The sequence below is a fragment of the Pseudomonas sp. 13B_2.1_Bac1 genome (assembly GCF_025466155.1).
Taxonomy (GTDB): Bacteria; Pseudomonadota; Gammaproteobacteria; order Pseudomonadales; family Pseudomonadaceae; genus Aquipseudomonas; species Aquipseudomonas aylmerensis.
Genome location: NZ_JANLOH010000007.1, coordinates 14,185 through 26,893, shown reverse-complemented (window position 1 = coordinate 26,893; position 12,709 = coordinate 14,185). Strand labels below are relative to the sequence as shown.

Annotated in this window: 10 protein-coding genes; 1 reads left to right on the top strand and 9 read right to left on the bottom strand. The window is 60.8% G+C overall.

What is annotated here, in order from left to right:
- Nucleotides 1-35: 35 nt before the first annotated feature.
- Genes NTD80_RS01875 through tssA form a run of 8 tightly spaced genes read right to left on the bottom strand, consistent with a single transcriptional unit; the run spans nt 36 to nt 10,761 of the window.
- Nucleotides 36-1,568: a sigma 54-interacting transcriptional regulator gene (locus tag NTD80_RS01875; RefSeq protein ID WP_262131908.1), complete on the bottom strand. Its 1,533-nt coding sequence runs from the start codon at nt 1,566-1,568 to the stop codon at nt 36-38.
- Nucleotides 1,565-3,997, bottom strand: a complete 2,433-nt coding sequence (locus NTD80_RS01870) for an AAA family ATPase (protein WP_262131907.1) — start codon at nt 3,995-3,997, stop codon at nt 1,565-1,567. Before NTD80_RS01870 ends, NTD80_RS01875 begins: the two co-directional genes overlap by 4 nt.
- 12 nt (nt 3,998-4,009) lie before the next feature.
- Nucleotides 4,010-5,017 (bottom strand): type VI secretion system baseplate subunit TssG, encoded by a 1,008-nt coding sequence (tssG, locus tag NTD80_RS01865; protein ID WP_262131906.1) that lies wholly within the window; start codon nt 5,015-5,017, stop codon nt 4,010-4,012.
- On the bottom strand, nt 4,981-6,768 hold the full coding sequence (gene tssF / locus NTD80_RS01860; protein WP_262131905.1) for a type VI secretion system baseplate subunit TssF: 1,788 nt from the start codon (nt 6,766-6,768) through the stop codon (nt 4,981-4,983). Before tssF ends, tssG begins: the two co-directional genes overlap by 37 nt.
- Complete coding sequence (gene tssE, locus NTD80_RS01855) at nt 6,758-7,159, bottom strand: type VI secretion system baseplate subunit TssE (protein WP_262131904.1); 402 nt, start codon at nt 7,157-7,159, stop codon at nt 6,758-6,760. The genes tssF and tssE overlap by 11 nt, the downstream gene beginning before the upstream one ends.
- A gap of 14 nt (nt 7,160-7,173) precedes the next feature.
- Complete coding sequence (gene tssC, locus NTD80_RS01850; protein ID WP_262131903.1) at nt 7,174-8,649, bottom strand: type VI secretion system contractile sheath large subunit; 1,476 nt, start codon at nt 8,647-8,649, stop codon at nt 7,174-7,176.
- A 28-nt stretch (nt 8,650-8,677) separates the two neighbouring features.
- The gene (gene tssB, locus NTD80_RS01845; RefSeq protein ID WP_262131901.1) at nt 8,678-9,175 is read right to left on the bottom strand and encodes a type VI secretion system contractile sheath small subunit; all 498 of its coding nucleotides are present in this window, start codon (nt 9,173-9,175) and stop codon (nt 8,678-8,680) included.
- Between the two features lie 32 nt (nt 9,176-9,207).
- Complete coding sequence (gene tssA / locus NTD80_RS01840) at nt 9,208-10,761, bottom strand: type VI secretion system protein TssA (RefSeq protein ID WP_262131935.1); 1,554 nt, start codon at nt 10,759-10,761, stop codon at nt 9,208-9,210.
- Between the two features lie 477 nt (nt 10,762-11,238).
- On the opposite strand from tssA, the gene NTD80_RS01835 reads away from it, so the two are divergent.
- On the top strand, nt 11,239-11,754 hold the full coding sequence (locus tag NTD80_RS01835; RefSeq protein ID WP_106803590.1) for an Hcp family type VI secretion system effector: 516 nt from the start codon (nt 11,239-11,241) through the stop codon (nt 11,752-11,754).
- Nucleotides 11,755-11,806: 52 nt separating this feature from the next.
- Here NTD80_RS01835 and NTD80_RS01830 read toward each other — a convergent pair whose 3' ends face one another.
- On the bottom strand, nt 11,807-12,628 hold the full coding sequence (locus tag NTD80_RS01830) for an aldo/keto reductase (RefSeq protein ID WP_065907784.1): 822 nt from the start codon (nt 12,626-12,628) through the stop codon (nt 11,807-11,809).
- Nucleotides 12,629-12,709 lie beyond the last annotated feature (81 nt).

Here is a 12,709-nt window from a genome sequence, read left to right as displayed (position 1 = left end):
CCTCCCAGGAAAATCAGGTATGCGCACGCACTCATTCAGCCCTCCTCGCGGGCATCGCCCATGGGAATCTTCAGGCGCGCCAGCCGATAGAGCAGCGTGCGGCGCGCGACGCCCAGCTCGCGAGCGGTACGCGTGCGATTGCCACGGTTCTTGTGCAGGCAGTCGATCAGGAATACGCGCTCCACCCGCTCCAGGCGTTGGCGCAAGGTGGTGTCGACGGGTTCATCGGTGGTCAACGCTGACAAGGACAGGTGCTCCGGCAGGATCACGCTGTCGTCACAGAGCAGCACCGCGCGCTCCACCAGGCATTTGAGTTCGCGCACATTGCCGGGAAAACCATGCCTTGAGAGCTGATCCAGCGCAGCACTCGACCACTCCACGGGCGCGCGCCCTAGGGCAGTACAGGCCTGTTGCGTGAAATCACGCGCCAGCAGCAGTACATCGCCATCGCGCTCACGCAGGGGCGGCAGTTCAATCGGAAATTGCGCCAGCCGGTAGTACAGGTCTTCACGAAAGGTCCCCAGCGCCACCATCGCGGCGAGGTCTCGATGGGTCGCGGCAATGATGCGTACATCGACTTTATGCGCCGCTGTGGACCCCAATGGGCGAATTTCACCTTCCTGCAATACCCGCAACAGTTTGGCCTGCAGCGACAGCGGCATATCGCCGATCTCGTCCAGGAGCAAAGTGCCGCCGTGCGCCGTATCAAACAGCCCAGCGTGGTTGCGTTCGGCGCCTGTGAAGGCGCCCTTGCGGTAACCGAACAGTTCGCTTTCCAGCAGGCCTTCCGGAACGGCCGCGCAGTTTTGCACCACAAAAGCCTTGCTGCTGCGCGGCCCGGCGGCATGGATGGCGCGTGCCACCACCTCTTTGCCGGTACCGGTTTCGCCGCGCAGCAGCACCGTGTATGGGGTCCCCATCACCTTGGCGATCAGTCGACAGGTGGCATCCATGGCCGTGCTCTTGCCGATCAAGCCCAACGCCGCGCGAGGAACGGGCGCACAGTCCTGCGGCTGCGCGACACTTTGCGCAGTGCGCATCCGTCGCAGCAACGCCAGTTGCATCAAGGCAAAGCTGGCCAGATGGCCGAGGGAAACGCTGTAGTCCTGCAACGGTTTCGAGTGGTGGCTCGCACACAGCAATACGCCCGCGAGGGTCTTCTGCCGGTTGAACAGCGGCACGCACAACAATGAATGCCAAGGCGTCGCCATCGCGGGCAAGAACCCGGTGTCGTAGACGCTGGTCGGCAGGTCATCAATGCAAAGGCCCTTTCGCTGACTGAGCACATGCTGCAGCACTTGCTCACCCTGGGAGTCCGCGTTTAAAACCGGCCCGGCGGCCGGCAGCCCCGCAGGCAAATGCTCGGCAATCAGGCCCAGTCCGCCGGTTGTCTCGTCGCGCCAATACAATTGGCTGAGTTCGCACTGACTCAGTTGCGCGGCCGCCTCGACACACAGACCCGCCAACGTCGTCTCGTCGCCATCGATGCCCAAGCGGGCGAACCAGGCCAGCAACGCCTCGGCGTAAGCCACGGGATGGGTCAGCGGGTTCAAGCGGTCATCCGTCATTGGCTGAACTCGCAGCTGGGCTCGCCACGGCTGCCCAGGCCGGCATGCACCCGCGACAGGGGCTCGCCACTGGCCATGGCCTCCAGCAACCTATCCACCATCTGTGGCAGCAAGTGGATCTCGATCCATTGATCGATATACCGGGCACCGCTGTCACCATGGGTACACCGCTCAGCCATGTGCGCTACCAGCTCAGGCGTGTAGCTGAAGGCGAGCTTGCGCAGTTGCAGCCTTTGCCCGAGGCGCTCCAACTTGAGCCGAGCCATTTCATGCAGCAGCTCACCGGTGAGCGGGTAGTACGGCACCACCCGCATCCGCGCCAGCAGTGCAGGCTTGAAGTGGGCACGCAGCAGCGGTTCAAGCGCGTCTTGCAACACTTGCACATCCGGGCGCCGGCCATCCGCGCACAAGTCGCCGACGGCCTCACTGCCGAGGTTGGAGGTCATCAGGAACAATGTGTTGCGAAAATCCACCTCCCGCCCTTCGCCGTCATTGGCCAGCCCCTTGTCGAAAATCTGATAGAACAGGTTCAACACGTCCGGGTCGGCTTTCTCCACCTCATCGAGCAGCACCACTGAATACGGACGTTGGCGCACGGCTTGCGTGAGCACCCCGCCCTCGCCATAGCCGATATAGCCGGGTGGTGCGCCAATCAGCCGCGACAGCGCATGTTTTTCCTGATACTCGGTCATGTTGAGCGTGGTGACGAAACGCTCGCCGCCGTACAGCAGATCACCAAGCGCCAGGGCCGTCTCGGTCTTACCCACGCCACTCGGGCCCACCAGCAGGAACACCCCGACGGGTGCGTCGACCTTATTGAGCCCGGCGGCAACCGCGCGCAGGTTGCGATCAAGGGCCTGTACGGCTTGCTCCTGGCCAAGGAGGCGCGAACGCAACGCGTCGGCAAACCCCATAACCCGCTCATTGGTCTCAAGGGCCAGCTGTTCAACGGGGATGCCGGTCCAGGCGCTGATGACCTGCGCGACCAGGCGCGGGCACACGTGTTGCGCAGACGCTTGCCGCTCCAGCCACTGTTGCTCCAGCGGCTGCCGCTCGCATTCCACTGCCGCCATGCGCAGGTTCAACGCCTGCAAGGCCTGTTCATCGACGACAAGCCCGGTGTCCCTGTCACGGCTCAACGCCTGGTGCTGCAGCGCACCTGCCGCCTGTTCGGCATACAGGCGTTGCAACACTTCAGGCGCGCTGTCCCGGCTGGTGCGCAAGCGTGCACAGGCGGTGTCCAGCACATCCACCGCCTTGTCCGGCAACTGACGCCCTGCCAGGTAACGGGCGCTCAACTGTGCAGCCGCAACGACGGCATCGTCACGAACGTAGACCCCATGGCTGCGCTCATACACCGGCACCAATCCGCGCAGGATCGAAACCGCCTGGTCGACACTCGGCTCATCGATGAGCACCGGCTGAAAACGCCGTGCCAGCGCTGGATCCTTTTCAAAGTACTGTTTGTATTCCCTCCACGTGGTCGCGGCGATGGTGCGCAACTCCCCACGCGCCAGGGCCGGCTTGAGCAGATTGGCCGCGTCCGAGGAGCCCGCCTGGGCGCCCGCCCCGACCAACGTATGAGCCTCGTCGATAAACAGGATCACCGGTTGCGCCGACGCGTTGATCTCATCGATCACACCCTTGAGGCGCCGTTCGAACTCACCCTTGATACTGGCACCCGCCTGGAGCAAGCCCAGGTCCAGCGTCAGCACTCGTACACCCTTGAGAGGTTCGGGCACCTGCGAGCTGACCACGCGCAAGGCGAGGCCTTCGACAACTGCGGTTTTCCCCACTCCGGCTTCGCCGACGAGAATCGGGTTGTTCTTGCGCCGGCGCACCAGGATGTCGATCAGTTGCCGGATCTCGGCATCGCGACACAATACCGGGTCGATACGCCCATCCTGGGCCTGCCGCGTCAGGTCATGGGTAAAGCGTTCCAGCAAGGATTCGCCATTCGGTGCGCAGGGACGCCGAGGTGCCTGGGCCATCAGAAAATCCTGCACACGCCGCGTGTCCAATCGGCTCAGCACCGCCTGATAGCCACTGCCTGCGTGCTCCAACGGATGGCGCAACAGCGCCAGCAACAGGGCGCCATGATCAACTTCGGTGTGTTTGAGCTCCAGGTGGGCAACCATCCAGGCTTGTTGCAGCCATTGCACAAGCGCCACGGCAAATACCGGATTGCGTGACGCGCTCGATTCTCCCTTGGGTTGCAAGGTGGCTCGCAGCTCGCCGGCGTCGATCCCTGCATCCGCCAACGCTTGCATCAGAAGGCCTTCGTGATCGTCCAGCAAGGCCAACAGCAAGTCTTCCACCAGCACCTGCGTGCCGCCGCGAGCCACACAACGCTCGGCTGAACGGGCAAGGTCCTGGCGCGCTTGGGCGGTCAAGGTCTGGATCAGGTGCTGCAGGTCCACATTCATCATGATGATTAATCCCTAATTAGCGTTGCTGGCCACAATGACCACACCGTCAGCGCATTCATGCGTCAGCCAACTGGTCCAACCGAGGTGGCAAACGTTCTGTTCGCCCAGGTGCAATGGCCTTATCGACTCCTTGGCCAGCACCAGGCGCAGGTCATATTCCAATGGGTCCCGTGCGGTCAGCCGCACCAATGAACACATCAATGGATAGTCCGTGCCCGTGGGTAAAAACCCGTGAAAGCGCTGCCAGTCGAGACCTTGCACGTGCACCCTGAACTTGCCGCTGCGATCGGCAACCCGACTTCCCAGCACTTGGTCCACACCCAGCACACTGTTGGCAGTACCCAGGCGATTTCGCTGTGAATCGGCAATCACCACCGTGCGTTCAACCCATTGCTCGATGTGCACGCGACGGTGCTTGAAGTAGTAGCGCAGCACCGTTTCGATCAAGGCTGCCGAATGCGCGCGCAGGCTGAGCAGGCCCAGGTAGGGCAGCAGCCGCTTGCAGTTCAATGGCACAGCGTTGCGGATCCGCGGCCCCCGCAAGCCGATCAAGGCAAACATCTGCTCGGAAAAAGCATCTCGCGCCCCCGCCTGGAAACACGCCCGATAACGATATTTGCGCCAGATAGGCAGCATCAGTCGCTGCAGGCGATGGTGAAACAGGTCGAGAAATTCGCGCGTCGTGTTGCCGCCTACACCATCGGCAAACGCCTGCTCGCCATAAAACGCAGGCAGTGGCGAACCGGCACCGCACAGGCCCAGCACGTTAAGGCGCATCCGCGCTCGCAGCATGCCGCGCTCAACGAAAAACTCCACCCGGTCAATATCGTGACCGGGAAACCCCAGGCCCGGGTTGGCCTGAAACTCCAACTGGTCATACAGCGCGTCGTCACCCAAGGTCGGATGGGCAACACGCAGACGCTTGATCACCTGCAGAACCGCCTGGAACAGCGAGTACTCACGGATGACGCAGGACAGCGCCGTCAAAGCAGGGGTTGCTGGCCCATCCGGGGTGGCCATAGATACACGTCTCCTTGTGTGCTGATGACTCGTAGTTCGTGGAAGGCATTCAGGCTGGCGTAGAGTGCGAAGAACTCATTGAGTACCGACGCGAACACAAACACTTCGCCCTGGCCGAGAAAGCCTTGCGGATCGATCGTCAGGTCGATGCGTAACCCTCGAAACGGCAGGCCACGCTGCAATCGGTCGACGGCCACATGCCTGACGGAGTGCAATGCGCCCAGCCGTCTCTCGCTGACCTTCTGCGCTTGCCGGTCGTGGTAGCGCGGCAAGTCATAGGTTTCGAGGATGACCCTCAGGGCATTGATGTCGCTCAGTGACAAGTAGTTGAGCGACAGGTTGCTGATAAGCCGCCAGAGAAAGTCCTGGTCCAGGGGCGGTGAGAAACTCGCCGTCGGTGCACTGATATTCCGAAACGACAACCCTTGTGGTGTCTGCTCGCATGGCTGGTTGATCATCCCGATCTGAAGCAACCTGGGCAGGTTGTGGTTGGTACAGGTCAACTCGATAGACAGCGTTTCCTGATCGTGCTCCGGCGCCCTGTCGAACCCCAACCAGGTATCGAGCCCGGCGTGCTGTGCGGATGGGCGTTGGCGGATGCTGTAGCTGGGCGGCGCCTTGGATGCCTCGGTCGCGCCGTCATGCTCGAAGGACTCGAACGGTACGTAGGTCCGGTACCCCTGCCCGCCGGGCTGCCAACCGGTGATGCTGTCCACGGAAAACACACAGGCGTGTTCGCGCGAATATTCCCCCGGAATCAGCAGGTACTCGTCCTGTTTGCCGTCCAGGCGGATGGGCACCGCGTCATGCTTGAACAGGTTGACGATCGGCGTGCAGTACAGCTTCACATTCTCCAACGTGGGCTGCCGGGGCCCATGGCACGGATTGCGCAACTCGAAACGCATCACCACCCCACGCACCTGTCTGAGCTGCTCTGGCGGCAAGCTGCGCAGCGCATTCAGCCCGCCGACATCGACAAACAGGTATTTGTCAGGAAAGGCGAAGTACTCCTGCAAATGGCGATACCCGCGAAAGGTATTCATCGGGTAGGGAATCAACGCGTGCTCCTCGTTGAATCCCACCGGGCTCACCTGGTCGGCACCGAGCCGCAGCGCGAGCGCCTGGCCATCAATGCCGCAGACCGGCAAGCCATCCTGGCCGAAGGGCAACACCTCGATACCTTCGAGATGGCGCAACAGGTCCAGGTACAACCCTTGGCCGAGATAGCGATCGCCGGCCAGGTGCAGGCGCAATTGATCGAAGGTCCACTCACTGAAATTGCCTTCGGCACTCATCTCCAGGCGCAGGCTCAACCGGCCCTGCTGGCCCTGTACGCTGTAGTCCACAGCGCTCAGTTGCAGCGGCAGGACCTGTGTGGCGTAACAGGTACGGAAGCGACAGCGCTCGCCGTCGATGGCCGCACTTTCGACCGGTGTATCCCGCGCAACATTCACACCCGGCCCCGCATGCTTCAACGGATCAAACTGCAGGATGCTGAAAGCAGGCATCGGCCGCATGTAGTTGGGCCACAACAGGTGCATGAGGGAATGGGTCAGCTCCGGCAACTCGTCGTCCAGTTTCTGTCGCAGGCGCCCCGTGAGAAACGCAAAACCCTCCAGCAACCGCTCGACATCCGGATCCTGGCCGGGCTCGGCAAGAAACGGTGCGAGCGCCGGATTGCGTTCGGAGAAACGTCGCCCCAGTTGACGCAGCGCACTGAGCTCGCTCTGGTAATAGCGATTAAAGGACATCCGGCAAGACCTCGACCTGCCCGGCATCACGCAGCCGCGCGGTAAAAACCACCGGTTGCTTGCCCCCAGGGCCCGTCATCACCGCCTCAATGACAAATGCGAGTGCCAACGGGTCGTGATCCCGTGGCAGCGCGATGACCCGCACATCCCTTAACCGCGGCTCATAAGCGCGGATAAACCGCTCGATCAGCAGGCGCGACTGGCTCAATGACTCATGCAGGCTCTGGTTCATATCATTGAGGTCGGGCAACCCATAGTCCGCCAGTGTCTGAACGCTGCCCGCGCGGATGCTGAGCATTTTCCCCAGATGGGCTGCTACAGACGTCACGCCGCAGACGGGCGCAGTTGCCGGGCGATCAAGGCGTTCGAACAGGCTTTGGTTGTGGGTCATCCCCTGCCCCCTGCTCATGCTTTATCGAGCTTGCCAACAAGCGACAGGGTGAAATCCGCCCCCATATACTTGAAGTGCGGTCGCACGCTGAGGTTCACGCGATACCAGCCAGGCTCACCGTCGACGTCACTGACAACGATGCGTGCCGCCCGCAATGGACGTCGCCCACGCACTTCGGCACTGGGGTTTTCCTGGTCGGCGACGTACTGGCGAATCCACTTATTGAGCTCCAGTTCCAGGTCGGTGCGCTCCTTCCACGAACCCAGTTGCTCACGCTGCAAGACCTTCAGGTAATGGGCCAGGCGGTTGACCACCATCATGTAGGGCAGTTGGGTACCCAGGCGATAATTCAGCTCGGCGTCCTTGCCCTCGGCGCTGATACCGAACTGCTTGGGTTTCTGCACCGAGCTGGCGGAGAAGAACGCGGCGTTGTCGCTGCCCTTGCGCATCGTCAGGGCAATGAAGCCCTCTTGCGCCAGCTCGTATTCACGCCGGTCAGACACCAATACTTCGGTGGGAATCTTGGTTTCGATTTCACCCATGCTGTGGAAGTGATGCAACGGCAAGTCTTCCACGGTCCCTCCGCTTTGCGGCCCGATGATATTCGGGCACCAGCGAAAGCGCGCGAAGCTGTCGGTCAACCGGGTGGCGAAGGCATAGGCCGTATTGCCCCACAGATAGTGCTCGTGGCTATTCACCACATTTTCCTGGTAGGCGAAGGTCTTGACCGGGCATTCAAGGGGATCGTAAGGCGTGCGCAGCAGAAAGCGCGGCACCGTCAACCCGATGTAGCGCGAGTCTTCGCTCTGGCGAAAACTTTGCCATTTGGCAAACTGCGGACCTTCGAAATGGTCTTTGAGATCCTTGAGGTCAGGCAGGCCTGTGAAGCTTTCCAGGCCAAAAAAGCCCGGCCCGGCGGCAGCGATAAAAGGCGCGTGGGCCATGCAGGCCACACTGGAAGCGTATTGCATCAACTTCACGTCGGGCGCACTGGGGGAAAGAAAGTAGTTGGCGATCACCGCGCCCACCGGTTGACCACCAAACTGGCCGTATTCAGCGCTGTAGATATGCTTGTACAACCCCGACTGGGTGACTTCCGGTGAGTCTTCGAAATCATCCAGCAGGTCCTGCCGCGAGACGTTCAGCAGTTCGATCTTGATGTTTTCACGGAAGTCGGTGCGTTCGACCAGTAACTGCAAGCCGCGCCAGGCGGCTTCCAGCGCCTGAAAATCCGGGTGGTGCAGGATCTCGTCCATTTGCTGGCTGAGCTTCGTGTCGATCTCGGCGATCATTCGGTCGACCAAACGTTTCTTGACCGGCTCGCCGCTGTTCTGCGGCTTGATCAGTTCTTCGATAAACGCCGAGACGCCCCGCTTGGCAATCCCGTACGCTTCGTCGTCGGCGCCGAGCAAAGTCTGGGCAATGATGTTGTCGAGGATGCTGTATTCATCCACGGCGTGTGCAGGCATCGCGTTCTGTTGGGTGGTCATGCTGTCAGTGTCCTTTTAACTGAGAATGTCAGGCGGTGGGGCTGTTCAGCCCTAGCTCTGCCAATACCCTTGCGCGGGAAACGTCATCGGCCAGGGCCTGCTCGATGGCTTTGCGAAAGCTGGGTGTATTGCCCAGCGGTCCCTTGAGCGCCATGAGCGCCTCACGCAATGCCATCAACTTCTGCAGCTGGGGAATCTGCTCGACCAGGTTCGCAGGGTTGAAATCCTTCATGGTGTTGATACGCACCTGGATGGCCAACTCGGCGGCGTCGTCGCCTTCCTGGAGCCGGTTGGGTACATTCAGCGTCAGGCTCAGTGCCTGCTTGGCCAGCACCTCGTCGAGCGTGTTCTTGTCGAGTGCGACGGGCTTGCGGTCTTCAAGCTTGCGCAGGTCTTCACGCTGGGTGAAATCACCGAGGACCAGCAGCTTGAGCGGCAGCTCAACCTCTTCCTGCGCCCCACCGATAGCTGGCTTGAAGGTGATATTGATACGTTCCTTGGGTGCTACCGAACCGTCTTTGGCCATGGTGCTGCTCCGTTTTCATGTGGCTCGAAAGCCTATTCAAGTACCGCTTCAAGATCGAAGAGGCACAGCCTGCGATGGGTGTCTTCCTTGCGCTCGCGCACGGCGTGGTTTTGTGGCATCAGGTCGCAGCAACGGTGCAGGAGCTGGGCCACCTGCAGTGCCAATTGCGGCTCCCAGCGCTCAAGCGCCGACCGTTGCAGCTCGTGATCGAGGTATTCGAGCTGGATCTTTGCCAGCTCATGCTTGCCCGCGTGTACACACACGCGGGCCTGTGCGAGACGCCAATGAAACCGGGCACGATCACTGTGGGCGCCGTGCATGCCCTGCTTGAACACAGGGATGACACTCTTGAGGCCGTCCTTGCGCAGCCTTGGCACAGCCTCCTGCAACGCCTTCTCCCAAGGTTCGGCATCGACATCGGCCGCGACTGCCGGTGACTCAGGCCTGCGCAGGTGACGGGTTACCTGCAGCGCGATCCAATCGCGGGTTGCCGTGTCGGCGAACGGTGTGCCGTCGTGAAAGCGATACTCGGGCAGGTTGGGCAAGCGCTGCAGCAACAAGGCAAAAGACACTTCCAGCTCGGTCATGGCCTGATCCGCCTGCAGCGCCTCCAGGCATTGCCAGAGCCTATGCAGCCCGTCGAACCAGAACATGGCACCGGCGAGGCTGGCCTCAAGCTCGAGCATCAGGTCGGCGTGATGCCCTTGGGCAAAACGCTCCTGGAATCGTGTGAGTTTGTCGGGGGCCAGTCCGCGCAATGAGGTGACGTGCTGGTTGTCGGCGTCCGGATAACTGACCAGCGCCAGCCATGCCAAGGTTCGATTCAGGCGTAATGCCCGCAGGTCGGTGGCGCTCTGTCGCAACCACCAGGCACACAAGGGACGAGCTTGCTCCTGCAAGGTGCGCAACACTCTGTGTGCTTGTTTTTCGTTCTCCACCACTGTCTCGGGCTTCAGCAGTTGAGTGGTGGCCTGTTTGACCTGCGCAATCGCACCGCTCAACCCGGCAGACGGCGGCTCATCGTGTGCAACGCGTTCCAATCGCTGCGTCAGTTGTCGGCGAATCGGCAGCAACAGCGGCGCGTCATCTCCCAGGTCTTCGGTCCACAGTTCATCGAGCCGCACCAATTGTTCGAGTACGCAGTGAAACAACGGCTGCTGGCTCTGTACCGATACACTCTGCGCAAACAACGGCTCAAGCCGTAATACCAACCAACGCAGCGCTGCGCTCCGGGTGCGCAGCTTTGCAGGATAGAGCGCCGCCCAATGCTGCTCGCAGAGATAGCGCAACAACCCGAGGCCGGCCAGCAATCCGGGGAAGGAGTCACGCTGATGCAATGCCCAGGTCAACCAGACGCCTACGCGCAGATCCTTGGACTGGCGACACAACAGCGACTCACTGATTTCGAGGACCTTGTGCCAATCGGGCTGGCCGCTGCCGTGCAGCGATTGCGCCTTCTCCAACTCGGTCTCGAGCGCGTCATACTCATTCGAAAAACGCATGTCGCTGCCAGCAAAACTTGTTTGCGAGCAAGGCATTTTTGCGACTTCAAGATAATGATCACACAACTTGTCCGAATAAGACATTGAGCACCGCGCACAACTACCAAAGACAGCAAAGGCCAACTAAGCACATTAAATTGTGCATCAGAATGCCACCTGACCTTCGCTCGACTCACAACGAAGTTCGCAAACCTTAGCCATGCATTGAACATCCAGCAAGCAAGGGAAGTGCACTTAAGGAATTTCCTACAACCCTTGTAAATTGAGGCGTGCGCAGCAGACTGCACAGGTAAACAAGCATCCAAGCCGTAACTTACGCCCCTACCCCAAATACAGCTTATACAAAGCCTATGAGCAACTAATTGCGCACTTATGCGCAACACTCCTCACTTAAAACCGCTTGAAAACACCCCTACTGACTCAATAGTTCGATCAAGAACCTGCCAGACCATTACTTTCATTGGCCATGGCACTTTCCGGCACGCTTCTTGTTAAGGGTATGTCTCCGACCGGCACACTTGCCCGTTGGAACTACCTCATCAATCAGGCAAGGAAACCGTCATGCCAACACCCGCGTATCTTTCCATCACCGGCGTCAAGCAAGGTTTGATAACGGCAGGTACATTCACCCAGGACTCGGTAGGCAATATTTATCAGGAAGGCCATGAGGACCAGATCCTGGTGCAGGCTTTTTCCCATCAGGTGATCATTCCCCGTGATCCGCAGTCCGGCCAGCCAACGGGCCAGAGGGTCCACAAGCCCCTGATGATCAGCAAGGTGTTCGATAAGTCCTCGCCACTGCTGTTCAGCGCGTTGACCAGTGGCGAGGAGGTCAAGTGCCGGCTGGAATGGCTGCGCACGTCCTCGGCCGGCACCCAGGAGCATTACTTCACCATCGAGCTTGAAGGCGCGACCATCGTCGATATCCAGTCACGCATGCCCAATTGCCAGGACCCGGACAATGCCCACTTCACTCATCTTGAGGAGGTGTACTTCACCTATCGCAAGATCGTCTGGACGCACGAAGTCTCTGGCACGTCCGGATCGGATGACTGGCGCAGCCCGGTAGCGGGCTGAGGCAACCCGTGCCGCAACGGCAGCCAGGGACGGCGCCGTTGCGGCCAGGTGGCTAGACCATGGCCAACGGGTGCTTGCGCTTGGGGGCGCCGAACACGCGGTCGATGGCGTCAAGGTCATGCTCGTCCAGCACCAGCTTGGCCGCAGCGGCGTTGAGCCGCACGTGCTCAGGGTTGACCGCCTTGGGGATGGCGATCACGCCGTCCTGGCGCAACACCCAGGCCAGGGCGACCTGGGCGGGTGAGACCTCATGACGGCGCGCAATCTGCTTGAGGGTCGTGCTGGACAACAACGCTCCGCCTTGGGCAATCGGACAGTACGCCATCAACGGCAAGTGATGTTGTTGCCACCACGGCAGCAGGTCGAATTCGATACCACGCTCTTCGATGTTGTAGAGCACCTGGTTGGTCGCGCAGGCCGGGGATGCAAGTTCCTGCAGGTCGGCCACATCGAAATTGGAGACACCCCAGCGGCCGATCTTGCCCGCCTCGCGCAAACGTTCGAAGGCCTCGACGGTTTCTTCAAGCGGGTACTGGCCACGCCAGTGCAACAGATACAGATCGATATAGTCGGTGCCCAGGCGCGCGAGACTGGCTTCGCACGCACGCGGGATACCCTTCTGGCTGGCATTGTGCGGGTAGACCTTGCTCACCAGGAACACCTGGTCACGCCGGCCGCGGATGGCCTCGCCGACCACCGTTTCGGCGCCGCCCTCGCCGTACATTTCGGCGGTATCGATCAGGGTCAGGCCCTCGTCGATGCCCAGTTGCAACGCCGCGACTTCAGCGCGGTGCTGGTCCGGATCCTCGCCCATGCGCCAGGTGCCCTGGCCGACGACAGGGACGGGAACGCCCGCCAGATCAATGGTACGCATGACAATCTCCTGATGAGTGTGCGGATTAACAGTGTGGCATTGGCCGGACAAAAGGGTTCAATCGAAGTATGGTTGCGCTCT